The organism is Methylotenera sp., from assembly GCF_029945705.1.
Lineage (GTDB): Bacteria > Pseudomonadota > Gammaproteobacteria > Burkholderiales > Methylophilaceae > Methylotenera.
On the sequence record NZ_JAQSDC010000045.1, the window covers coordinates 60,409 to 84,727 of the forward strand.

Consider the following 24,319-nt stretch of genomic DNA (forward strand, 5'->3'; position numbering starts at 1 on the left):
CCATTGATATTCAACGTTGAGCGAAAAAATGACCGCTGAAATGAATGAAGCTAGTCCCTTATTACAGTTGCAGCATGTGAGCATTTCACCCAAAAAAACGCCAACGCGCTTATTGGTTAACGATGTTAGTTTTAGCATCGCTGCAGGAAAAACAACGTGTGTTGTGGGTGAGTCGGGTAGTGGAAAAAGTTTAACGGCTTTGTCCGTGATGGGCTTGCTATCTAAGCAGTTACAGTTAACTTCTGGCAAAATCATCTTTAATGATGGCGTACTAAATGATAAGAAGTCAGGCGAACAAGATTTAACCATGCTTGATGAAGCAAGCTTACGAAAAATTAGAGGCGCAAAAATCGCCATGATATTTCAAGAGCCGATGACTTCATTAAACCCAGTGCTCACGGTAGGTTATCAAATCGGTGAAAGTTTAACAACGCATTTGGGCTTAAAGGGCGATGCTTTAAAAGCTAAAATTGCCAGTTTACTAACAATGGTTGGTATACCACCAAGCCGCGCGGATAGTTATCCTGATGAGCTTTCAGGTGGTCAGCGTCAGCGCGTCATGATTGCCATGAGCATCGCTTGTGAGCCACGCTTGTTGATTGCCGATGAGCCAACTACCGCGCTAGATGTCACGGTGCAAGCGCAGATACTTAAATTGCTAGATGAACTTAAAACGCGCATGAATATGGGTATGCTGTTTATTACGCATGATTTTGGTGTGGTAGCGGATATTGCAGATAATGTGGTGGTCATGTTTAGAGGCGAGATTGTTGAATCTGGCACTAAAGATGAGGTGCTTGGTAATCCGCAGCATCCATATACCAAAGCGCTGCTTGATTGTGTACCCGATGCTGAAGGCAAAAAACCGCTCAAGCCGATAGATTATGCGTGGTTGAAAGAGGGTAAAGCCGCATGAGTAATGTTATTTTGCAAGCTAATCACCTAGTGAAAACCTACACGCAGCGTAGCGGTAAATTTGGCTTCGGCACAACCTTGGTGAAGGCTTTAGATAATGTCAGCATCAGCCTAATAGAAGGTAAAACGCTTGCCGTTGTGGGTGAATCTGGTAGCGGTAAATCCACGTTGGCACGTTGTCTGTTACAATTGCAACCCTTGGATAGTGGTGAAGTGCTTTTTGCTGGCCAAGATTTGGCGAAATTAAGTGGTAGCGATTTACGTTCAGTACGTAAAAATTTGCAAATGGTGTTTCAAGATCCATTTGCCTCGCTCAACCCGCGCATGCGAGTGGGTGAGATTGTAGGCGAAGGTTTATTGATTCATCAGCTTGGTAACGCTGCTGAACAGCAAAAAAAAGTCGTCGCGATGTTAAAGCGTGTTGGTTTAACCGAAGCTGATATGCAAAAATATCCGCATGAGTTTTCTGGCGGGCAAAGGCAGCGGGTCGGCATTGCGCGAGCCTTGGTATTGCAGCCTAAAGTAGTGGTGTGCGATGAGCCAGTGTCAGCATTGGATGTTTCAATACAAGCGCAGATTTTGTTACTGCTAAAAGAGTTGCAAGCCGAAATGGCATTGAGTTATGTATTTATTAGCCATGATTTGCGCGTAGTGCGCCATATTGCTGATGATATTGTCGTGATGAATAGCGGTAAAGTGGTAGAGCAGGGCAAAGTTGAAGATATTTATCAACATCCTCAACATGAGTATACGCAAAATCTGTTGGCGGCCATACCTGGCAAAAAAGCAGTCAATGCTTAAGGTTCGATTAAATTTATTGGTTTCAGAGAATATTAGGAAAAAGTAATGGCATACGATTTAGAAGAGCAAGAACAGATTGATGAACTAAAAGCCTGGTGGAAACAAAACGGCAAAATGATTAGTACGCTAGTTATTGGCGTGTTAGTGGCTTACTCTGCTTATCAAGGTTGGCATTATTTCCAAAGTAAACAAGCAGTTGAGGCTTCAACAGAATATCAAGAGCTTTCAATTGCTGATGAAAAAGACTTGAAATCTATACAGGCTAAATCTGCCGTATTAATGGATAAGTTTGCTGGAACGCCTTACGCAGGTCGTGCAGCGTTGTTTGCTGCTAAAGCCAATTACCAAGCGAATGATGCTAAAAGTGCGAAAGCGCAATTAGATTGGGCAATTAAAAACGCAAAAGAAACTTCAGTAAGCGCTTTAGCTAGCTTGCAATTAGCCAATATCTTAGCTGAAGAAAAAGATTTCGAAGGTGCTTTAAAGCTATTAAATGCTCCGCATGATGCAGGGTTTGATGGTTTGTTTGCTGACCTTAAAGGTGATGTTTTGGTCAGTTTAGGCAAAAGTTCAGAAGCTAAAACGGCTTATCAAGAAGCGTTAGCTAAATTGGATCAACATGGTAAATTCCGTGCGCTGACTCAGCAAAAACTGGAAGCACTAGGTTAAATTAGCCTAAGTATTTAAAGATTCGTTCTCAAGTAATCGGCGCGAGTAAATAAGCTGGAGCATTGCATTGTCTTTATATCAATTTAAAAAAGCATCATTAACCCTATTGGCTGTCACAAGCCTATTCTTGGTGACCGCATGCAGCACAATCTCAGATCTTAAAACGGATGTATCTGACAAGATTTTTGGTCGTGAGGCTGCTGATGCGCCAGATCCACTGACAGAGATAAAAGAAACAGCCGCGACTCAACTTTTATGGCAAGCTAAAGTAGGTGCGACAGAAGACTTTGATTTTTCACCAGTAGTTGAGGCTGGTTATGCTTATGCGGCCAGTGCAAACGGTGAAGTTGTTAAATTAGATGCGACGAATGGTAAACAGGTTTGGCGTGTAAACGCTGGCGAAAAATTATCAGGCGGCGTGGGTGTGGGCGGTAGTTTAGTGTTAGTCGGTACGCAAAAAGGTGTGGTTTATGCTTACGATATTGAAGGTAAGCTGCAATGGAAATCTAAACTTAGCAGTGAAATATTAAGTGCTCCAAAGTATTTTGATGGCATTGTAATTGCTCGCACGGGCGATAGCCGCATTTACGGTATTAATGCGAATGATGGTAGCCGCAAATGGGTTTATGACCGCACAAGTCCTGCACTTACCTTGCGCAGCAGCGCGGGTGTGGTGGTAGATGGTGGTGCGGTGTATGCGGGTTTTGGTGGCGGGAAGCTAATTGCAATACGTGCTGATAATGGAAAACTATTGTGGGAAGCTTCTGTCGCTCAGCCTAAAGGCGTAACTGAGATTGAACGTATTGCTGATATTACAAGCTTACCTTTTGTAGATGGGCCTTTAGTGTATGCCGTTGCTTACCAAGGCAGAATTGCAGCGGTTGATAGAATAACTGGTAGAGTGGTTTGGAACCGTGATATATCTAGCTTATCTGGGATTAGTGTAGAAGACGGCCGTATTTTTGTTTCACATGCCATAGGTTCAGTTTACTCACTTGATTACACCACAGGAAAAACTTTTTGGCGCCAAGCAGCACTTAAAAATCGCCAGTTATCGGCACCATTGCCTATGGGAAGTTTAGTTGCAGTGGGCGATGTTGAAGGCTATGTTCACTTTCTAAGTCGTGATGATGGCGCAGTCGCTTCAAGAATTAAGACCAGCAATAGTCAAGTTATGCCAATCATGGCAGCAATCAATAGTACTACCGTGTTAGCACAAACACGTGACGGCGGCATTTATGCAATTCAGATTAAATGAATGCCGCATAGCATTGCAGAAATAGAAAAATTAAGCCTTAGCCAACGCGCTATCTGGCTCAAGTAATTATTAGAAGGCTCGTATGTTACCTACCGTTGTTTTGGTTGGCCGACCCAATGTCGGCAAATCCACTTTATTTAATCGACTGACTAAAAGTCGTGACGCATTAGTCGCAGACTTGCCAGGGCTTACGCGTGACCGTCACTATGGTCGCGGCATAGGTGCGAGTCAGCCATATTTAGTGGTAGATACTGGTGGTTTTGAGCCAAACACAGATAGTGGCATTCTTAAAGCCATGGCGGTTCAAACCTTATTGGCGATTGATGAAGCTGATGTGATTATCTTTTTGGTGGATGGTCGCCAAGGCGCAACACCTCAAGATATGGACATCGCTAACCGTTTACGCAGAAGTAAGTGCCCAGTGCTACTTGCAGTGAATAAAACTGAGGGCATGAACAAAGCGGTTGTTAGTGCTGAATTCCATGAGTTAGGCTTAGGTGATCCATTATCAATTTCATCTGCACATGGCGAAGGTGTAAAAGATATTATTGACTTGGCGCTAGAGAGCTTTCATGAAGAGGAAGAAGAGCCTGAGTTAGACCAAACAGGCGACAGAATCCCCAAAGTGGCTATTGTCGGTCGTCCTAACGTAGGTAAATCTACACTTGTCAACGCATTGCTTGGTGAAGATCGTGTGATTGCGTTTGATGAGCCTGGTACAACGCGTGACTCTATCTCGATTGATTTAGAAAAAAACGGTAAACACTACACGTTGATAGATACGGCTGGTGTACGTAAGCGTGGTCGCGTGTTGGAAGCGATCGAGAAATTCTCTGTTATTAAAACCATACAGTCTATTGAAGAGGCTAATGTGGTGATTTTGGTAGTGGATGCACAAGAGGGTATTACCGAACAAGATGCTCACGTTGCTGCTTATATCTTGGATGCAGGTCGTGCATTAGTAGTCGCAATTAACAAATGGGATGGCCTGAAAGAAGAAGAGCGCGATTGGGTTAAGCGTGAGATTGACCGTAAATTGATGTTTTTAGACTTTGCGGAATTTCATTACATTTCTGCGTTGCGTAAAAAAGGGTTGCCAGAGCTGTTTAAATCAGTGGATATTGCCTTTAAAGCCGCGTTTGCTAAATTGGCTACCCCACAACTTACCCGAGTGTTAATTGATGCGCTACAGCAGCACCAGCCGCCGATTAGTAAAGGTATACGTCCTAAGTTGCGTTACGCGCATCAAGGCGGTAGCAATCCGCCAATCGTGGTGGTGCATGGTAATCATGTGGACGGAGTTAAAGACGCCTATACAAGATTCTTGGAAAAGACTTTCCGTAGAACTTTCCAGCTGTCAGGTACACCACTGCGTGTTCAGTACAAGCAAGGTAGTAATCCGTTTGCAGAAGATGAAGATAAACGTAAACCTGGTGAAGGTATAGTTAGCATGCGTCGCCGTAAAACCGCACATCGGGCTGAATTAAAAGCGAAAAAAGACGTGGAAGAAAAAGATAGAAGCGCTAAAAAACGATAACCAGATTGATGAATATCCTTTTAGTTAAGTCACGCAAGCGTTCGTGAGTATAATCTATGATCTACAAACACAGAAGTAAGGTGGCGCACCTGCCGCGCTGGCAGTCTTTGGCAACACATATTGTATTTGTGATCTGCGCAGTTTCTGGCAGTTGGTATTTGTTAGCACATGAGTTCCAAATTACCCCTATAGCCGTTGAGAATCACAGTATTCTGATGGCACATGGTGTTGCCGCTTATTTTCTTGTATTGCTATTTGGTGCCGTGATACCAACACACATCAAAGCTGGTTGGAAAAGTAGGTGAAATCGTGTTTCTGGTGGTTTTATGGTTGCTGTGATGGGCCTGTTATTAATATCGGGCTTGTTTCTATACTGTGCGGATGAAACTCGAGAGATTGCGTTGTGGACGCACTGGATTGTTGGTGGTGCTATGTTGGTCTTATTTCCATTCCACTTTATTGCTGGGCGTCGTGCAAATTATTTAGCACTCAAACGCGACAAGCATCAAAAAAAGTCATCCTAGTTTAATCAAACTGAATTAAGTAGTGCTATCAATCTATTTGTGCAACAGCAATACTGTTGAAACTAAAAATGCGAACTATTCGCAGTTCTGCAAGCTATTTTTATTTACGATACACTGTATTCCTGTGAGCTTTAAAACTCATTTTTTACTAGATTCAGGAGAATAGCAATGACTACAGAACACGACGTTTCTACGCCAGTTACAAAAGCATTAAATACAATTTTAGAGTTAGAACTCGCTGGTGTTGTGCGTTATACGCACTATGCCTTAATGGTGTTTGGCTATAACCGCATTCCTATTGTTTCTTGGCTACGTAGTCAAGCGGCAGAGTCACTAGGCCATGCAGATAAGGCTGGTGAGTTGATCACGCATTTAGGCGCTCACCCATCACTTTCTATTGGGCCGTTATTAGAAACACACAACCATGATATTGGCGATATTCTACGTGAGTCATTAGCGCATGAAACCGTTTCACTGAATGCTTATAAAGCTTTATTAAAGCTGGTTGAAGGTGATTCAGTCATGCTAGAAGAATATGCTCGTGAGATGATTTATCAAGAAGAGTTGCATCTAGGCGAAGTTGATAAAATGCTCAGAAAACCAGGTGAAATTGCTAAGTTTCAGAGTTAAATTAGCCACCACTCAAAGGTTGGGATGATTTTCTAAAGACTTGTTCTCAACTGGGAGTTCATAAGGGTCTGCTACGTAAGCAGGCCCTTTCATCAAAATAACGATTACGCAGCCAATAGCTAAAGTGCCGATAAAGAACCAAAGGCTAAATAGCACGCCTAGACACTGATAAATGATTTTTAGCTGCTCTGCATTTAAAGCGTCATTGAACAAATACAGTTTTAATATAATTGCACATGGAATGAATGCACTTATTAAAAATATTCGCGGTATTTTTTTAAGTAAAGTCCATTCCAAACCAGAAGGCGATCGAACGAATCCAGATAGTTTGTTAAAGTATCCCATACTACTTGGGCTTAAATAACTTAAATTCGTTCATTTGGACGATTATTTTGTATAGAGACTTTCCCAAAACTTCCACCAAACGCGTTCGTCAGCAGGGGCGCCACTGCCTAGCAGGGCGCTATTCGGATAGTTTGTTTCTAAAATGCGCACAGTATCCTTTTTAAGATCATCTAAGCCCATTAAGTCGTAAGCACTAATCATGGTGACTAGCGCTTGTTCAACGCCAGGAGTTTGTGGGTAGTATTCCAGCACGTATTTGCAACGATTAATAGCGGCTAGGTAAGCTTGGCGTTTCATGTAGTAATTGGCTACATCTAGTTCATGGTCTGACAAGCTATTTGCTAAATAAACCATGCGTTGCGTAGCATCTTTTATATATTTGCTGTTTGGGTAGCGTGTGACTAAATCTTTAAATGTGACAAAAGAATCACGTAGTGAGCGGGGGTCGCGATCGCTAATTTGCTGTTTAGTTAGTTTTTCAATCACGCCGCGTTCGTTAAATACAGCTAGGCCTTTTAGATAATAGGCGTAATCAACATTAGGGTGATTGGGGTGCAATTTAATGAAACGGTCAGCCGCTGCAACACATAAAACGGGGTCTTGTTTTTTGAATTGAGCGTAGGCAGTTTCAAGCTGGGCTTGGGCTGCGAAACGTCCATTGGGGTAGCGAGATTCTAGCTTGCCAAAATAGACAATGGCTTTATCATAGTCTTTATCACGCATTTTTTCGGAACCCATTTGATAAATGCGTTCCGCTGTTAAGCCTTTGGTATCATCCAATTCTGTAGGCGCACCAAATATAGCGCAACCATTCATTAACAAGGCGAACATTAAAATTAAGATATACTTCATGCCGAAACCTACTTTAAGAAATTAGTAATAATTATAACCGATGACAGACGCTACTCCACAACCACTTAATAATACTCTTACACTGACTATTTCAAACGATTTAGGCGGATTACGCTTAGATGTTGCTTTGCAACGTATGTTGCCTGAGCACTCACGTTCACGTTTACAAACTTGGATAAAAGAAGGCTTAGTCACTGTAGATAAATTGCCTAGCACCTCTAAAACCAAAGTGTGGGGCGGCGAGCATGTGATAGTGCAGGTGCAAGCCAAGCCAGAAAACTACGCCTATGTTGCAGAAGATATTCCGCTGGATATAGTGTTTGAAGATGACCATATCATGATCATCAATAAGCCTGCCGGCATGGTGGTGCATCCAGCAGCGGGTAATTGGGGTGGCACGCTGCTAAATGCTTTACTTTTTCACGCGCCGCAATTAAAAGATGTGCCGCGCGCAGGTATTGTTCACAGACTAGACAAAGACACCAGCGGCATATTAGTGGTGGCAAAAACCTTAGCTGCACAAACAAATTTAGTTCGCCAGTTGCAGGCGCGTACAGTGAAGCGTGAATATCGCGCCATTGTATGGGGTCAGTTATGGCGTAATGGCGTTGTGGACCAAGCCATTGGACGTGACCCACGTTCGCGTACCAAAATGGCGCTAAATCGTATGGGTAAACCAGCCATTACGCGTTATGAAATATTAGAACGATTTTCAGTACAAACGTATTTGCGTTGTAATTTGGAAACAGGTCGTACCCATCAAATCCGTGTACACATGCAGTCTTTAAAAGCGCCTATCGTGGGTGACCCTGTGTATGGGTTCCGTGGCATTATTCCTATCCGCGTGATGACGCAAACTTTACGTGATGAAGTTAGTCAATTCAACAGGCAAGCCTTACATGCGATTAAGCTTGGCTTAATGCATCCAGCGACTAATGAGTTTATGGAATGGCAAATTGAGCTGGCTGATGACATGAAAGCTTTGCTAGAAGCCATGCGCCACGAAGATCCACGTAATGAAGATGAAGAAGAGTTTGAGTTTAGCTCTGAGCCTTATTTGTCAGACGAGGATTATGAGGACGATGAAGACTTTGACGAAGATGATGATTTGGAACTCGAAGACGAAGAGTAAATGCCATGTCTGATTTGCATTTTCCTGATTTAAATTTCATAGTCCCAAACTGGCCTGCACCAGCCAATGTTAAGGCCTTGCAAACAACCCGCTTAGGTGGCGTTAGCCTAGCCCCTTATGCGAGTTTGAATTTAGGTGCGCATGTCAGCGATAATGCTATTGCCGTCGCCAAAAATCGCCAATTATTAAGTCCTTATTTACCTAGTGAGCCTGTTTGGGTGAATCAAGTACACGGTGTTGACGTGATAGATGCTGCACAAAGCACTTGTTTGCAAAATGCCGATGCGGCGTTTACCACTCAAGCGAACGTGGTGTGCGTCACAATGACGGCAGACTGTTTGCCTGTATTGTTGTGTGACAAGTCTGGAACTGTAGTTGCAGCTGTACATGCAGGTTGGCGCGGTTTGTGTGATGGTGCGATTGAAGCGGCTGTTAACAAACTGCCCGTTGAAAAAAGCGAGATTTTAGCTTGGCTTGGCCCTGCGATTGGCCCTGATGCTTTTGAAGTGGGTGATGAAGTCAGGCAGCAATTTATGCAGCATGATTCTCATGCTGAGCAAGCATTCAAGCCGCATGGCGATCATAAAGAAAACCAAAAGTGGCTTTGCAATATGTATTTAATCGCACAGCAACGCTTAAAAAATGTGGGCGTTAAGCAAATCTACGGCGGTAGCGTTAATGAGGATTTTTGCACTTATACCGATGAAGCGCGCTTTTTCTCATTCAGGCGAGATAATGTGACTGGTCGCATGGCTAGTTTGATTTGGTTAGATAATTAACTGCTGTAAATCACGCTACGCATACTCAAAGCACCTAAATCAAAATCTTCTGTTAGAAACTGCATGCTGTCATCAGTGTGCTTAACTGCCGCAATGTACAACAAAGGCAAGTAATGTTCATCTGTAGGCACTGCAAATCTCGCTGAATCGCCAGCCAGAGATATATCTAGTAAGGCGGCCTCATCTTCTGATACCAAAGCTTTTTTAATGTAATCGTCAAATGCAATAGTCCACTCAGCCGTTTTGCCTTGCATGTTGAGCTTGCCTAAGTTATGCACGATGTTGCCACTGCCTATCATCATTACGCCTTGTTGACGTAAGCTGGCTAATTGCTTAGCTAGCTTAAAATGTTGCGCAAAATTTAGACTCACATCTAAACTAAGTTGAAAAACTGGCACGTCCGCTTTAGGGAAAAGAGATTGTAGAACTGTCCATGCGCCATGGTCTAAACCCCAATCTAATGTACTTGTTATTTGATTGGCAGGAAATAAATCACAGACCATCTTTGCGTATTTAGGCGAGCCTGGGGCAGGGTATTGCTGAGCGAATAGCTCTGCTGGGAAACCGCCAAAATCGTGTATGGTTTGTGGGTTTTCTACTACACAAACTTGTGTGCCGCGCGTTTGCCAATGTGCGGAAATGCATAGTATTGCGTTTGGCTTAGGCAAACGCTTACCCAAAGCTAGCCATGCCTCACGATATGGATTGTCCGTTATCGCATTCATGGGGTTGCCGTGACCAATAAAAATGGCTGGCATGCGCGTAATATTTTCTTGGTTTTTCATCATGTAAAATTAATTGTGCTAATTAATTGATATATCGCATTATGTTGGGATGGTTACGGTTTTAACAAGCAATCAAATACGACTAAGGCTTTGCTTACATATATTCAGTATAATGCACACTTCGTCAGTTTGTTTAGATCACCTTTTAAGCCTTATTTGAAACGCTATGTTAAACCTAACCATCAATTCTGCACCGTTGTCTGTACTTAGTTGGATTGTTCTATCCAGCTTATTGGGTGGAGTATTGAGTGTTTGCTTGGCTGCCTTGTTTGCGCTCAACGTTCGCACCTCATGGGTGCCAATGCTCGTGAGTTATGCGATTGGTGCGATGTTGGGTGCTGTGTTTTTAGAAATTTTGCCACATGCATTTAGCATCGCTGGCAGTGTTGAAAAGGTTTCTGCAACGCTGCTAATTGGCTTACTGTTATTTTTTGTATTAGAGAAATTAGTCATTTGGCGCCACTGTCATGGCGACCATTGCGAAGTGCATGCGGTACATACTGAAGAAAATTGCCCAGTCACACATCCAGAAAAAGAAGGTGGCGCTAAATATCGCGCAGTTAACGCTCAGCAACCAACCATTTTACTTAGCGATGCTCACAGCCATTCGCACATCCACGATGGCGGCAGAAGTGGCTTAATGATTATGATAGGCGATACTTTTCATAATTTTATCGATGGTATCTTGATTGCTGCCGCATTTACGGCGGATATTAAATTAGGGGTGGTGACGGCGCTGGCGATTATCGCGCATGAAATTCCGCAAGAAGTTGGTGATTTCTTAATCTTGCTTCATTCAGGCTATACAAAAAAACAGGCTTTAATTTTTAACTTGGTTTCAAGCGTGGCGACGATGGTGGGTGGTTTGATGGCCTATTTTGCCTTGCAATATGTGCAAAGCTGGATTCCTGTTATTTTAGCTTTAGCGGCATCGAGTTTGCTGTACGTGGCAGTGGCAGATTTAATTCCAGGTTTGCACAAACGTACAGAATTAAAAGCCACCATTGCGCAAGTATTACTCATCTCGATTGGCGTTAGCACTATCTTGGCTGCTCACTTCTTCCTCGAGTAAAGATTCTTGGCGTAAAGATTGTTGATGTTTTTTAAAGCGTCTGTGGTTGACGCCTAATATCCATAATAATAATGCGCAAGGTAATAGTCCGTAGAATGTAAAGGTTAGCACACCTGCTGTGATGGTTTTTTCAGTCGCAGCCATGAGCACGGTAATGTATAGCCAAGCAATTGCAATAATGTACATATAAGTTTTTAAAAAATTAAAACATCGTCACTAATCGTCACTGTATGTCTAGACGTTTTAATTTTAGTTTCACCCTATTTAAATTAGAAATGTGAGTTTTATAATGAGTTTATCAAATCCAAAAGTTGGTTTCGTCTCTCTAGGTTGCCCTAAAGCGGGCTCAGATGCAGAGCGTATTCTCACCCAATTGCGTGCAGAAGGCTATGAAATTTCAGGCAGCTATGAAGATGCCGATTTAGTGGTAGTCAATACCTGCGGCTTTATTGATAGCGCGGTAGAAGAATCACTAGATGCCATTGGTGAGGCGATTGCCAAAAATGGCAAGGTGATTGTGACTGGCTGCTTAGGTGCGAAAAAAGGCGTGGTAGAGGCGGCGCATCCAAGCGTGCTAGCCGTGACAGGCCCGCATGCGCTTGAGGAAGTGATGACAGCTGTGCATGCTAACTTGCCAAAACTGCACGAGCCATTTATCGATTTAGTACCGCCACAAGGCATACGCCTAACCCCTAGTCATTATGCGTATTTGAAAATTTCAGAAGGCTGTAACCACCGTTGTAGTTTCTGCATTATTCCGAGTATGCGTGGCGATTTAGTTAGCCGTCCAATTGGTGAAGTGCTGAACGAAGCTGAGAACTTAGTCAAAGCAGGCGTGAGTGAGATTCTAGTCATCTCACAAGATACTTCTGCATACGGGGTCGATGTGAAATACCGTCCAGGCTTTTGGAATGGTCGCCCAGTGAAAACGCGTATGACTGAGCTTTGTCAAAGTTTGAGTGATCTAGGCGTTTGGACGCGCTTGCATTATGTTTATCCTTATCCTCATGTGGACGAAGTGATTCCCTTAATGGCAGACGGCTTGATTCTGCCTTATTTAGATGTGCCATTTCAGCACGCCAGCCCACGTATTTTAAAGGCGATGAAACGCCCAGCCCATGCAGAGAACAACCTTGCACGTATTAAAGCATGGCGTGAAATCTGCCCTGATATTACGGTAAGAAGTACCTTTATTGCAGGCTTCCCTGGTGAAACTGAGGATGACTTCCAAATGCTACTAGATTTCTTAGAAGAAGCGCAATTAGATAGAGTAGGCTGTTTTGCTTATTCTGCAGTGGATGGCGCAAAAGCGAATGAGTTGCCAGACCAAGTGCCAGAAGAAGTAAAGCAAGAGCGCTTAAGCCGCTTTATGGCAGTGCAAGAGCGTATTAGCGCGGCTAAATTACACAACAAAATCGGCAGTATTCAAACGGTGTTGGTCGATGAAATTGTGCAAGATTCTGAAGGTAATATTGAAGCGATTGGCCGCACCAAGGCCGATGCACCGGAGATTGATGGTGTGGTGTATATGGAAGATGCAGATGGTTTAACACCGGGTGATTTTGTGGAAGTTGAGATTTATAGTGCGGATGGCCATGATTTGCGCGGCGGGCCGCCGAGAGCTTAGATTGTGTTAAAAAATATTTAATAGTATCTTTCTATAATATTTTAATGTTCGAGGTTACCTATGAAGCGTTCAGCATTTAGATACTTTTCTCTGATTTTGATAGTCTTGATTATAGCTGCATGTGATAATTCCTCGTCAACTAAGCAAACGCCTGCAAATGCAGTGGGAGACACCCCAGTACGCTTCATTATTTGTGATGTTGGAGACGTTGGATGCAAGGTGTTTGCACGTTTCGATACTTTAGGTTCTTGTGAGGTTCATAAAACTTTTTCAAGTTCACTATGTGATTTTGACACAGACCCACAAAATATAAGTTGTAAAAAACAAAATGAACGGGAAAGTTCTGTTGTTACGTATTGCCTCTTATAAGTTTCTTTCTCACCTCTAGGCGAGTTACTTTATTTTGCTTGCCCAAAATAAAGTAACCAAACAAAAAGGAACCCCCTACCGCTTGTTTCCTGCGCTGCTCAGCCATATGGGTGGCAAGCGGTAACCGTAAAGGTCATCCCCATCATCACGAATTGCTCAAGCAATTGTTCTGATGTGAAAACTCGCTTCGCTCAAACAGCCGCTTACCGAAAACTCCCATAAAGCTTGCCCTGCTCGGCGCGGTAGCAGGGGATAGAAGGTCAAAAGCATGTTGTTTTGATAGTTTTATATATGCCCTGCGAGCCAATATCCATACGGGTCACAGAGCAGGTGAGTTGAAGGTCAAAGGCGGTGATGTTCACGCTATGTTGGGTGAAACTATTCCCCTTTGCGCCACGCTGAGCAACGCAGACATAAAGGTGGTTTCAGCAAGCGGCTGTTTGAGCCAAATGATTTTTTTTGGCGAGTTTCCGTTTGCTGCCTTTATGTTGAGTAGCGCAAGGGAGCCGCTAGGCCGTGGTGTTGGGGTGCCGTTTTGTTTGGTTACTTTCTTTTTAGGCAGTTAAAAGAAAGTAACTAGCTGTCGGGCTACCCCCGACATGGTTCAATCAACTACGAATGTTGTCAAAGCCACTGAATCTGACTAGGCGTAACGAATTCAAATATATGCCCTGCGAGCCAATATCCATGAGGGTTGCAGGGCAGGTGTTTTGAGTATGTTTCACTATTTCAAATTCAATTTATCGTAATCTTGTTGTGCGGCTAGCACTTCTTTAATGTTGGTTTCTGACCAAGTCTTAACCGCGTAAAGTAAGTCTTTAAGTGTGTGCCCAAGGGGTGTCAGGGCGTATTCCACTTTTGGTGGCACGGTGGCATATACTTTTCTGCTGACTAAGCCGTCGCGTTCTAAACCACGCAAGGTTTGCGTGAGCATTTTTTGTGAGATGCCGCCAATTTCACGCTGCAGATTGCTGAAGCGTTTGGTTTCGCTTTCTAGCAATATCATGACTAGCACTGTCCATTTATCTGCAATTCTATTAAGTATCAAGCGTGTTGGGCAGTCTGCATTAAATGCACAGGCTTGCTTTTGATTATCTAAGTTTTCTGATCCATCCATATATAACCTCGTTCTATATAGGTATCTAAAAAGTGCCTATATGTTCTTCTGGTGCCTACTTACTTAAAGTGACTAATGCAATTATACTGTCATCTGACAATTAAAAATATAGCCTTATGTTAGGTAAGACACAGACTTAAGGTGACTGAAATGCAATGATCACTTTGTAAATATTGGAGAATAAAAATGAGTAATGTAGTCGTGATTTACCACAGTGGTTATGGCCACACTAAGAAACAAGCTGAAGCTGTAGCTGAAGGTGCAAAGGCGGATTTAATTGCTATTAATGAAAACGGTGAAATTACCGATTCGGATTGGGCTAAATTGGATGAGGCAAAAGCTATCATTATGGGCTCACCAACTTATATGGGTTCTGTCAGCTGGCAGTTTAAAAAATTTGCGGATGCAAGCTCTAAGGCTTGGTTTACACAAAAATGGAAAAATAAGATTTTTGCTGGCTTCACTAATTCAGCCACGATGAACGGTGATAAAGCATCAACTATTCAGTATTTAATCACACTCTCAATGCAGCATTCTGGTGTTTGGGTGGGAACTGGCTTAATGCCTTCAAATGCAAAAACAGCCAAGCATGGCGATGTGAATTATGTGGGTGGTTTTTCTGGTGCGTTAATGACGACCCCTAGCGATGCTTCTGCAGATGAAGTGAACGTGGGTGATTTAGAAACGGCGAAACTACTTGGCGCACGTATTGCTGAATTTGCAGCTAAGGCTTAATTTAAGCGAATAAGTCTTGATGAATGGGAGCAGGCCGCTGGCTATCAGCGCGCTCTTCTAAAAAGTCAAAGGTAAGCGGGCAGCGTGTAGGTTTTTTAGAGGCTTTGCGGCGTTTTGGCGTTGATGCTTCTAAATCTATAAATGGTGTTTGGCTGAGGCGAATGTAACCTGAGCTTGCAAGTTTTTGTGTGGTAATTTCAAATAGGCTTAATGGATTGTCGATGTTTTGCAATGTGACTAGAGATTGATTTACTTTTATTACGTTGTACATCACAAATTTAGCAGAGGTTTGCTTACCGTAAATTTCGCCAATTTGTACTTTCACATCGCCTCCAAGCGCTGAAATAGCCACAGTTAGATGGCTCTATATTATCAGTCAGACCGATAATATAGTCATGTTTGGCGATTAACAAGTGTTTTGCTGATAATTACTGTTTTCTGCGTAAGTTAATGTGAGATTTGATGAGGTCTTTCGCTTGATGCCTAAACATAGTGCCATCCGCGTCTTTTACCCACATATGCAATAAACCGCTAAAAAATAAGTGAGTATCTAATGCCAGCGCTAGAGGTGTAAGTTTGCTTGATAGTAGGTTTTGCTGTTCTGCACGTTCGTAAGCAAGTTTAATTTTGCCTGTGATACTTGAGCAATTATTGAGAATTTGTTGTAAAACTAAAGAGAACTCGTCTACGTATTCGCATTTAATCATCATGATTTCATACGTTTGACGCATTTCAATGTTGTTATTAAGATCGTCAATGGTCACACAAAGGCTGTTTTCAATTTGAGTGAGTGGGTCAACATCGCTAGCTAGGGTCAATGAGTCATCCATGCGGTCGATGAGGGGCAGAAAAACTTGATCGCGGATAGCGTGGAAAATTTCAGTTTTGTTTTCAAAGTGCCAATAGACGGCGCCGCGAGTGACCTCTGCGTGTGCTGCAATATGCTCTAAGGTTGATCGGCTTACGCCACGTGCTAAGAATACAGCGCGAGCAGAATTAATAATGCGTTTTCGCGTAAGTTCTGCATCTTCTTTAGTTTTTCTAACCATTTAAATTGTTCTCGCCATTTAAGTGCTTACCTAATATGAATTAGGTAACCCAAATCAATTTGTTAAATATTTGTAAAATATATATACATACATTCTTGTTTGTATATAATATACATACAAACAAGAATGTAAGCAAGTAAATTTTTATAAAAAATGATAAAAATACTATATTAATCATTGGTGTAGCTGAAATTAAACCGAATACATATTTAAAAAATAGCTGAGTAGCTAATTTAATTAAGCAATCAATTAAGCCAAAAAACCAATTAAACAAAGAATTAAATTAAAAAGTGGAGCCAATAATGTTATTCAACGTCGATAAGCAACGTCCTCAAGTACATTTATTAAAAACCAAGTCATTAGCAGGTGCAGTCAAGTTGACTACAATCGCTCTACTGGTTGGTTTAGCCTTGAATGGTTGTGGTAAGAAAAATGATGCAGCTGCGCAAGCTGGTGGCGGAATGCCCCCCATGCCAGTCAGTGTGATTGAGTTAAAGGCAACCAGCGTGCCGATTAGCGCAGAATCTGTAGCACAAACTGAAGGTGCAAAAGAAGTGGAGATACGTCCACGCGTGGGTGGTATTTTGCTCAAAAAGCTATTTGAAGAAGGTGAACCTATTAAAGCGGGTCAAGCGATGTTTTTAATAGACCCAGTGCCATTTCAAATTGCACTTTCAAACGCTAAAGCGCAATTAGCACAACAGCAAACACATGTAGAGCAAACTCAGCGTGAAGCAACGCGTTTAGATGGTTTATTGGCATCACAGTCTATTAGTAAACGTGAGGCTGATAATGCGGGCTCTGACAGTAATTTGGCACGCGGAGCTTTAGCACAAGCTGAGGCAAGTGTTCGTGAAGCACAGTTAAACCTATCTTACACAACGGTAACCTCTCCTCTGTCAGGCATAGCTGGGCGCTTTGAATTCTCAGAAGGTGCATTGGTGAGTGCTAATACTAGTCTATTGACGACAGTGAGCCAAATTAGCCCAATTTGGGTGCGTTTTAGCTTGTCAGATAGTGAGTTGGCGCAGTTAGGTGGGCATTTATCGCCATCTAACGTAAAAGAAGTGGCGCTCATCATGCCAAGTGGCAAGGAATATCCTTCAAAAGGTAGTTTGAACTTTGCTGCAAGTGGCATAGATCCACAACTTGGCACACAGCAATTACGTGCGACGTTTGATAATCCTGATAAAAGCTTATTGCCAGGACAGTTCGTGCGTGTTCGTGTGACTACTGGTCACAAAGATGGCGTGTTTGTTGTGCCACAAACTTCCATTTTAACTAACGACCAAGGCAAGTTTGTTTACGTTGCGAATGATAAGAATGAAGCGACGATTAAACCGATTGTGGTTGGTAACTGGGTAGGAACAGACTGGGTGGTATTAAGTGGTCTTGAAGCTGGTGAGAAAGTAATTGTTGATAATGTCATTAAGTTGCGTCCAGGAGCTGCTGTTGCACCACATCCTGCTGGTGAAGCGCCTGCAGCACCAGCAGAGCCGTCTAAAGCTGCTGCAAAGTAAGTCAATAAATGATACTTAAATGAACAATTTTTAAGATTAAAGCTAAATGCTTGAATACTCTAACCAAATGAATGCTCAGGCAACAGAATTTAGCTAAGATTAAACCAAGTTTAAACGAGAATTAATATGACCAAATTTTTTATCACCCGGCCTATTTTTGCCAGCGTTTTATCAATCATTATTGTATTGGCAGGTTTGGCAGCGGCATTAAAACTACCAATTGCGCAGTATCCTAATATTGCCCCACCAACAGTGCTAATTACCGCAACTTATCCTGGTGCGAGTGCTGAAACATTATCTAAAACCGTAGCTGCACCAATTGAAGAACAGTTAAGCGGTGTTGAAGGTTTGCTTTACTTTAACTCAAGTGCTGACTCCAGCGGCACATTGACGATTACTGCTACATTTGAAGTAGGTACTGATGTTAATCAAGCAACGTTTAATGTAAGTAACCGCGTAAATATTGCTACGCCACGCTTGCCTGATGAAGTGCGCCGTACTGGTTTAGTGGTGCAAAAGCGGTCGAATGACATATTGATCGTGCCCATGCTGACTGATAAACAGAAGAAGTATGATCCGCTTTATTTAAGTAATTACGCAACACTCAACGTGTTAGATGAGCTTAAGCGCATTAAAGGTGTTGGAGACGCCAGTATTGTCGGCGGACAAGATTACTCTATGCGTATATGGTTGCGTCCAGACAAAATGGCGCAATTAGGCGTGACAACGACTGATATTGCCACTGCGATTCAAGCACAAAATGCACAGTATGCAGCAGGGAAAATTGGTCAAGAACCTTCACCTAGCTCGCAACAGTTGGTCTACACAGTTACCGCTAAAGGTCGTTTGATTGAGCCTAGTGAATTTGGCAATATTATTATTCGCGCTAGCGGGCCACGTGGTGTGTTGTATTTAAAAGATGTAGCACGTATTGAACTAGGTTCACAAAGCTATAACGTGCGTACGGCATTGGACGGTTTGCCAGGTGTTGGTATTCTTGTCTTCTTGCAAACAGGTGCTAATGCACTTGATACAGCACAAGCAGTTAAAGATAAAATGAACGAGCTAAAACCACGCTTTCCAAAAGGTGTGGATTGGGAAACACCTTATGACACTAGTGATTTTGTTAAATCTTCAATTGAAGAAGTGGTAAAAACATTAGCAGAAGCAATGGTGTTGGTTGTAATTGTTGTATTTATTTTCTTACAAAGCTGGCGCGCGACTTTAATTCCATTGATTGCTGTGCCTATTTCACTTATCGGTACGTTTGCAGGCTTGTGGATTTTTGGTTTTTCTATCAATACGCTAACCTTGTTTGCCATGGTGCTGTCGATTGGTATTGTGGTCGATGATGCGATTGTGGTGTTAGAGAACGTCGAGCGGCTAATGTCAGAAGAAAAACTGTCGCCGATTTCTGCCGCCATTAAATCAATGGAACAAGTATCTGGCGCTGTGATTGCAATTGTACTAGTGCTTTGTGCGGTATTCGTGCCAGTGGCATTCTTAGGTGGTATTGCAGGTGAAATGTATCGCCAGTTTGCAGTGACTGTTGCCGTTGCTGTGGTAGTTTCAGGCCTAGTTGCACTGACACTCACCCCCGCTTTATGTGCAATATTACTAAAATCTGTGCATGAAGAATCAGCATTTTTTAAACCGTTTAACCGTGGTTTTCTGAAACTAACTAATTTTTACGCAAAAACAGTGAATTTAACTTTGCATCATAAGTTTATTGGATCTCTCGTTTTTGGTGGAATTATTGTTTTAGTAGTTCTCTTACTTAGATCTGTACCTGGTAGTTTTGTACCAGCAGAGGACCAAGGCTATGTAATTGCAGCGGTTATTATGCCAGATGGAGCAACTTTAGCGAGAACGGCTAAAACAACTGAGGCTGTGCGTGCGGCAATTTCTAAAGACTCTGCAGTTGCTCATGAGTTTGCAATTTACGGACTAGATTTAATAGGCGGCGGTAACAAAACTAGTGCAGCAACCATGTTTGTTCGAATGACAGATTGGGCTGAACGTCAAACCACGGCGGAAGGTATTGTAGGCAAGCTTTTTGGTATCGGTATGCAGCAGCCAGATGGGATGGCAATTGCATTTAATCCGCCTGCGATTCGCGGTTTAGGCAACTCAGGAGGTTTTGAAGTGTATGTGCAAAGCCGAAGTGATACTGACCCTATACATTTATCAGCCGTAGTGAATAGCTTTACTGAAGCATTAAAAGCTGAAAAAGAGTTAGCCGGTATTAATACGTTTTTCCGTCCAACTGTGCCGCAGTTATTTGTTGAAGTTGATGAAGCTAAAGCTATTTCACAAGGTGTACCAGTGGCTGATATTTACGCTACTTTGCAAAGTACGATGGGTTCTCTGTATGTAAATGACTTTAATAAATCAGGCCGTACTTACCGAGTACAGTTACAAGCTGAGGCAGAATTTCGCATGAAAGCTGAAGACTTAGGTAAGGTTTATGTGCGCTCAAATGCTGGCAAAATGATACCGCTTTCAGCGTTAAGTAAAGTGAGTAACATTGTAGGTCCAGAGCTATTAGAGCGCTATAACGGTTTGCTTTCTGCCAAGGTATTAGGTGGTGGTGCGCCAGGTGTTAGTTCTGGAGAAGCGATTAAAATGGTAGAGAAAGTAGCGGCAGAAAACTTGCCAGATGGCTACCAAATTGCTTGGACAGGTCAAGCATACCAAGAAAAACGTACAGGTTCAGCGGCGATTATGGCTTTTGGCTTTGCGATTATCATGGTGTTCTTGATTCTTGCTGCGCAATTTGAAACTTGGGCATTACCATTGGCTGTGATTATGGCGGTACCATTTGCTTTAGCTGGTGCGTTGTTGGCTGTGTTGTTACGTGGCATGCCCAATGATATTTACTTTCAAATTGGTTTAATTACGCTGGTTGGTTTAGCAGCAAAAAATGCGATTTTGATTGTGGAGTTTGCCAGCCAGAAAATGGAAACAGGCATGCCTGTTGGGCAAGCTGCGCTTGAAGCCGCTAGAATGAGGTTTAGACCAATTGTCATGACATCAATGGCGTTCGTGTTAGGTATCGTACCGTTGGTGGTTGCTTCTGGTGCGGGTGCAGCAGCACGACGTTCAATGGGTACTGGCGTGTTTGGCGGTATGATATTGGCAACGTTTGTTGCGACAATATTCATTCCACTGTTCTTTACTTGGTTATCTGGCAAGCATGTGCGTCACCATGGACATGTTGAAACAGACCTCAATAAGCAGGAGACAGTGTGATGCAATATTTAACTTTGAATAACCAGAACCTTTTTAACAAGAACCTTTTTAAAATGAAACTTATTTGTTTAATAGTACCAATGGCGCTGCTTTCTGCTTGTCAATCGTTGGGGCCAGATTATTCACGCCCAAAATTGGCAGTACCTAGCCAATACTCAGAGCAGGCGGATCAGGCGCAAAGCAAAGTCTCATCGACTTGGTGGACGGCGTATCAAGATCAGCTTTTAAATGATTTGGTGAGCAAAGCCTTACAAACTAATACTGATATTAAATTGGCTGTTGCACGTATAGAAGAGGCTGACGCTTTGGCTAGGGAGATTGGCGCCGCAACACTACCTCAAGTCGATTTGAATGCAGGTGCTAATCGATCACGCGTGACTGAGCTGGGTGGTAACCCTGTGACGACTAATCCACGTAATGATTTTAAAGCAGAGTTAGGGACTTCTTTTGAGATCGATTTTTGGGGAAAACTGCGTCGTGCAAAAGAATCAGCGCGTGCACAAATACTCTCTACTCGCTATGCAAAAGATACGGTTGCGCTTTCACTATCCGGCTTGGTTGCTACTAATTATTTAACCCTACGCAGTTTAGATTCGCAAATTACGCTCACCCAAGAGAGCATGAAAAGTCGTGAAGCTAGTTTAGGTTTAACTAAACGTCGCTTAGAAGGTGGCGTTGCGTCAGCTTTAGATGTCTATCAGGCCGAAGTGGCAAGTGCAAACCTGGGCGCTCAGTATGCTGAACTCACGCGACAAAGAGCGTTGAGCTTGCATCAGCTAGCTATATTGACGGGTGAGTTAAGTTTAAATATCGCCAGTGCTGACATACAGTCGTTACCAGTTCCACCAACGCCACCAGCTGGCTTGCCTTCTAGTTTGTTAGAAGCTCGGCCAGATGTGGCTCAGGCTGAACAGCAAATGATTGCTGCAAATGCAAATATCGGCGTGGCGAAAGCGGCTTTATATCCAACCATCTCACTCACTGCTGGTTTAGGTGGCGAGTCTTTGGAGTTGGGCGATATATTAAAGTCAGCAGCACGTATCTGGACAGGTGGCGTAAGTTTGTATTTGCCGATATTTGATTCAGGTAAGCTTAACTCTAAAGTAGATCAGGCAAGTGCGAAACAAAAGCAAGCATTAGCGAGCTATGAAGGCGCTATACAAACAGCCTTCAGAGAGGTGAATGATGCCTTGGTCGATTTACGTCAAAACACTGAACGTGAAGACGCGCTGAATAAAAGCCAAATCGCAGCTAAAAAAGCGTTAGATGTGTCTGAAAACCGCTATAAATCAGGCTATTCTGCTTATTTAGATGTATTAGATGCACAACGTGTTTATAACGACTCCGCTTTATCTTACGTGCAAAGTCGTCAAGCTAGATTGGCGGCTACGGTAGGTTTGTTTAAAGCGCTGGGTGGTGGTTGGCAAGCTGAAGAGCAGACTCAAACTAAATAATACTTAGTCATCCATGTGAACGGCACTCAACTCTCATCACTTTATGAGAGTTGAGTTGCCATTTTTCTTTCTATGACTTGCGTGTAAATAACGCGTAACCAGTTTTCATGATGTTCTAAAGTTTCAGTAAACTTAACTAACATATCCGCGCCAGAAATATTGATTCTATAGGTGTCATTTTTGTTGTAATGCAGCCTAGGTATTATCAACGACTCGAGTTGCATTGAGTCATGTTGAGGAAGAGTAAACTCTCTAGGTAGATATAGGCAGGTAAAGCTAGTCTCGGCAGCACCGCTGTTAAAACCCACAGGCTCGTTGAATTCTTTTCTAGTCACAATAGGCGTATTTTTTACTGAGCTATTTTCAGCAGAGCTCTTAGCTTTAGCCGCGGCAACGCTAACGTTCTGCGCCTCTACACAAAAAGCAGTGGTGCTTAATAGCTCAATACCAATATGTAGCTCGTTACCAATCACAGGTTTTATGCTACGAATGACACCGATTTTAGTGGCGTCTTTTTGATCACTGATGGTCACGCCCATCAGCATGCCCAAGCTCAATTCACTTGCAGGCTTATTGGTGTACATGCCTAACCCTTTAGGGCATTCATCAATAATTTTAGATTGAGCTGCACCCAAGTCTAAATAAATAACATTGGGGCCGTTCTGATCTTTACTTAAAGAGTGTGTGGCCAATCGCTCGTCAAACGATTTATTACCTTGATAAGATTTACCCACACGTTGAATACGCATATTTTCATGCTGTTTGATGTGATAGCAAGTGTATTCAAAGCCATAAGTAGTGCTTGCGTATTTAGATGTTTTCGCGCGCTCAGACGATCTACGTTGACGTTTATATTCAGCACGCGACCATTCTGTTTTCAAAATTTCTAAAGTAGGTACAGCGTATTGATGACTAATAAAATCTTTCATCTCTTGTTGCTTGGGCAAGATGTTGTATTCAATCAGTGAAAGGCATAATTCAATCTTTAGATTCACACTATCAAAACACCAATAGCGATAACTCGGTAAAGGCTTGAAATTTCTAATGCGTTTTGCAGCTGCATCACTTGCAGTATCTACATAAAATAGATGTTTATTCTCATCATAGGTATTTTGAATAAGAATCTTAGGTGTCCAATACGCCAGCATATTGCTCACTAATTCAATTTGTTTACGCTGAAAACTTAGGCTTTCTAAGTTGCCCAGCATGCAAGCTTGCATGTAGGCAGAAGATAGGGTGGTGATTTCCTTCTCGGGGTAAGCTCTTACATAGCTATCAAGTATGGACTGCTTTTCAGCGACTAAATAGAGTTTAGATAATTGTAGCCAAACATTTGCTGGGGCGCTTTGATAATTATAAAAGCGCCATTTAATCATTTGCGTGGCATTGTTAATAGCGCGCGCCAACATCACAATTAAAGATTGTGGTTGGAAGGGCGCTAAATGATCAATGAGTGTGTTATAAATGAGGTAAATCTGTCTGTGATATAAAAACACCGCATTGGCAATACGCTCTTCTAAATCAACACTCAAATTATCTATATTAATATAGTGAGATGTAATTCTATCGACAATGATGTGTATTTTTTCGTCAATCGCAAATAGCGATTCTATGTGTTGCTCGTCTTTGAAAATGTCTTTTTTAGCGTCAGCGTTGAGTTGTTGTGTTGCGTGCTCAATTGCAGACACATCATCCATGCCATCTAACTCTTTGCCCCATGCAAAAGCTATTTCGGCTTTTGACGATGGTGGCTGATTAAATATTTTTCTAAAAAATTCCATTTTTGGTCTATTTTTATACTTTAATTAATGATTAAAATACGAATATGTATTAATAAAAGCAAGTAGCGTGCCAGTAGTTGCAGATTCTTTAAGTTTGAATGTCTGATGTGGGTAGT

25 protein-coding genes are annotated in these 24,319 nt (G+C 42.5%); 18 read left to right on the plus strand and 7 right to left on the minus strand.

What is annotated here, in order from left to right; all coding sequences use genetic code 11:
• Positions 1-28: 28 nt before the first annotated feature.
• From PSU78_RS09765 to PSU78_RS09800, 8 genes are all read left to right on the plus strand, one after another.
• Positions 29-916 (plus strand): ABC transporter ATP-binding protein, encoded by an 888-nt coding sequence (locus PSU78_RS09765; RefSeq protein WP_300387490.1) that lies wholly within the window; start codon positions 29-31, stop codon positions 914-916.
• Positions 913-1,716 (plus strand): ABC transporter ATP-binding protein, encoded by an 804-nt coding sequence (locus PSU78_RS09770; RefSeq protein WP_300387492.1) that lies wholly within the window; start codon positions 913-915, stop codon positions 1,714-1,716. The genes PSU78_RS09765 and PSU78_RS09770 overlap by 4 nt, the downstream gene beginning before the upstream one ends.
• A gap of 45 nt (positions 1,717-1,761) precedes the next feature.
• A complete protein-coding gene (locus tag PSU78_RS09775) occupies positions 1,762-2,385 on the plus strand; it encodes a tetratricopeptide repeat protein (RefSeq protein WP_300387494.1) in 624 nt (207 codons plus the stop codon).
• 67 nt (positions 2,386-2,452) lie between these two features.
• Positions 2,453-3,643 carry an outer membrane protein assembly factor BamB gene (gene bamB / locus PSU78_RS09780; protein ID WP_300387496.1) on the plus strand — a complete coding sequence of 397 codons (1,191 nt, stop codon included), beginning with the start codon at positions 2,453-2,455 and terminating at the stop codon, positions 3,641-3,643.
• 82 nt (positions 3,644-3,725) lie between these two features.
• Entirely contained in the window at positions 3,726-5,180 is a 1,455-nt protein-coding gene (der, locus tag PSU78_RS09785; protein WP_300387497.1) for a ribosome biogenesis GTPase Der, read from the plus strand.
• Positions 5,181-5,236: 56 nt separating this feature from the next.
• Complete coding sequence (locus PSU78_RS09790) at positions 5,237-5,485, plus strand: hypothetical protein (protein ID WP_300387498.1); 249 nt, start codon at positions 5,237-5,239, stop codon at positions 5,483-5,485.
• Positions 5,486-5,506: 21 nt separating this feature from the next.
• A complete protein-coding gene (locus PSU78_RS09795; RefSeq protein WP_300387499.1) occupies positions 5,507-5,704 on the plus strand; it encodes a hypothetical protein in 198 nt (65 codons plus the stop codon).
• Between the two features lie 168 nt (positions 5,705-5,872).
• Complete coding sequence (locus tag PSU78_RS09800) at positions 5,873-6,334, plus strand: ferritin-like domain-containing protein (RefSeq protein WP_300387500.1); 462 nt, start codon at positions 5,873-5,875, stop codon at positions 6,332-6,334.
• A 387-nt stretch (positions 6,335-6,721) separates the two neighbouring features.
• On the opposite strand, the gene PSU78_RS09805 is transcribed toward PSU78_RS09800, so the two are convergent.
• The gene (locus PSU78_RS09805) at positions 6,722-7,531 is read right to left on the minus strand and encodes an outer membrane protein assembly factor BamD (RefSeq protein ID WP_300387502.1); all 810 of its coding nucleotides are present in this window, start codon (positions 7,529-7,531) and stop codon (positions 6,722-6,724) included.
• A 40-nt stretch (positions 7,532-7,571) separates the two neighbouring features.
• Here PSU78_RS09805 and rluD point away from each other — a divergent pair, with 40 nt between their 5' ends.
• A complete protein-coding gene (gene rluD, locus PSU78_RS09810; protein WP_300387504.1) occupies positions 7,572-8,663 on the plus strand; it encodes a 23S rRNA pseudouridine(1911/1915/1917) synthase RluD in 1,092 nt (363 codons plus the stop codon).
• Between the two features lie 5 nt (positions 8,664-8,668).
• Complete coding sequence (gene pgeF, locus PSU78_RS09815; protein WP_300387506.1) at positions 8,669-9,442, plus strand: peptidoglycan editing factor PgeF; 774 nt, start codon at positions 8,669-8,671, stop codon at positions 9,440-9,442.
• On the opposite strand, the gene ygiD is transcribed toward pgeF, so the two are convergent.
• Positions 9,439-10,230, minus strand: coding sequence for a 4,5-DOPA dioxygenase extradiol (ygiD, locus tag PSU78_RS09820; RefSeq protein ID WP_300387508.1), 792 nt, complete (start codon positions 10,228-10,230; stop codon positions 9,439-9,441). The two genes, pgeF and ygiD, sit on opposite strands and share 4 nt — an antisense overlap.
• A 163-nt stretch (positions 10,231-10,393) precedes the next feature.
• Here ygiD and PSU78_RS09825 point away from each other — a divergent pair, with 163 nt between their 5' ends.
• A complete protein-coding gene (locus PSU78_RS09825; RefSeq protein ID WP_300387510.1) occupies positions 10,394-11,299 on the plus strand; it encodes a ZIP family metal transporter in 906 nt (301 codons plus the stop codon).
• Here PSU78_RS09825 and PSU78_RS09830 read toward each other — a convergent pair.
• Positions 11,243-11,485: a hypothetical protein gene (locus PSU78_RS09830; protein WP_300387512.1), complete on the minus strand. Its 243-nt coding sequence runs from the start codon at positions 11,483-11,485 to the stop codon at positions 11,243-11,245. The genes PSU78_RS09825 and PSU78_RS09830 overlap by 57 nt on opposite strands.
• 103 nt (positions 11,486-11,588) lie before the next feature.
• On the opposite strand from PSU78_RS09830, the gene rimO reads away from it, so the two are divergent.
• From rimO to PSU78_RS09845, 3 genes are all read left to right on the plus strand, one after another.
• Positions 11,589-12,926 (plus strand): 30S ribosomal protein S12 methylthiotransferase RimO, encoded by a 1,338-nt coding sequence (gene rimO / locus PSU78_RS09835; RefSeq protein ID WP_300387514.1) that lies wholly within the window; start codon positions 11,589-11,591, stop codon positions 12,924-12,926.
• A 60-nt stretch (positions 12,927-12,986) separates the two neighbouring features.
• Positions 12,987-13,295: a hypothetical protein gene (locus PSU78_RS09840; RefSeq protein ID WP_300387516.1), complete on the plus strand. Its 309-nt coding sequence runs from the start codon at positions 12,987-12,989 to the stop codon at positions 13,293-13,295.
• A gap of 335 nt (positions 13,296-13,630) precedes the next feature.
• Positions 13,631-13,861, plus strand: a complete 231-nt coding sequence (locus tag PSU78_RS09845; protein WP_300387518.1) for a hypothetical protein — start codon at positions 13,631-13,633, stop codon at positions 13,859-13,861.
• A 158-nt stretch (positions 13,862-14,019) separates the two neighbouring features.
• Here PSU78_RS09845 and PSU78_RS09850 read toward each other — a convergent pair whose 3' ends face one another.
• The gene (locus PSU78_RS09850) at positions 14,020-14,412 is read right to left on the minus strand and encodes a helix-turn-helix domain-containing protein (protein WP_300387520.1); all 393 of its coding nucleotides are present in this window, start codon (positions 14,410-14,412) and stop codon (positions 14,020-14,022) included.
• A 186-nt stretch (positions 14,413-14,598) separates the two neighbouring features.
• Between PSU78_RS09850 and PSU78_RS09855 the strand changes: the two genes are divergently transcribed.
• Positions 14,599-15,147 (plus strand): flavodoxin family protein, encoded by a 549-nt coding sequence (locus PSU78_RS09855; protein ID WP_300387521.1) that lies wholly within the window; start codon positions 14,599-14,601, stop codon positions 15,145-15,147.
• A gap of 1 nt (position 15,148) precedes the next feature.
• Here PSU78_RS09855 and PSU78_RS09860 read toward each other — a convergent pair whose 3' ends face one another.
• Together PSU78_RS09860 and PSU78_RS09865 are read right to left on the minus strand one after the other, a co-directional pair.
• Entirely contained in the window at positions 15,149-15,472 is a 324-nt protein-coding gene (locus PSU78_RS09860) for a hypothetical protein (RefSeq protein WP_300387580.1), read from the minus strand.
• A gap of 103 nt (positions 15,473-15,575) precedes the next feature.
• Positions 15,576-16,196, minus strand: coding sequence for a TetR family transcriptional regulator (locus PSU78_RS09865; protein ID WP_300387523.1), 621 nt, complete (start codon positions 16,194-16,196; stop codon positions 15,576-15,578).
• A 302-nt stretch (positions 16,197-16,498) separates the two neighbouring features.
• Here PSU78_RS09865 and PSU78_RS09870 point away from each other — a divergent pair, with 302 nt between their 5' ends.
• The 3 genes from PSU78_RS09870 to PSU78_RS09880 all read left to right on the plus strand — a co-directional run bounded on the left by PSU78_RS09870 (position 16,499) and on the right by PSU78_RS09880 (position 22,422).
• Entirely contained in the window at positions 16,499-17,716 is a 1,218-nt protein-coding gene (locus PSU78_RS09870; protein ID WP_300387525.1) for an efflux RND transporter periplasmic adaptor subunit, read from the plus strand.
• A 126-nt stretch (positions 17,717-17,842) separates the two neighbouring features.
• The gene (locus tag PSU78_RS09875) at positions 17,843-20,968 is read left to right on the plus strand and encodes an efflux RND transporter permease subunit (protein ID WP_300387527.1); all 3,126 of its coding nucleotides are present in this window, start codon (positions 17,843-17,845) and stop codon (positions 20,966-20,968) included.
• Between the two features lie 53 nt (positions 20,969-21,021).
• Positions 21,022-22,422: an efflux transporter outer membrane subunit gene (locus tag PSU78_RS09880; RefSeq protein ID WP_300387529.1), complete on the plus strand. Its 1,401-nt coding sequence runs from the start codon at positions 21,022-21,024 to the stop codon at positions 22,420-22,422.
• Between the two features lie 41 nt (positions 22,423-22,463).
• Here the strand turns inward: PSU78_RS09880 and PSU78_RS09885 are convergent, their stop codons facing one another.
• The gene (locus PSU78_RS09885) at positions 22,464-24,203 is read right to left on the minus strand and encodes a hypothetical protein (protein ID WP_300387531.1); all 1,740 of its coding nucleotides are present in this window, start codon (positions 24,201-24,203) and stop codon (positions 22,464-22,466) included.
• Positions 24,204-24,319: the final 116 nt, after the last annotated feature.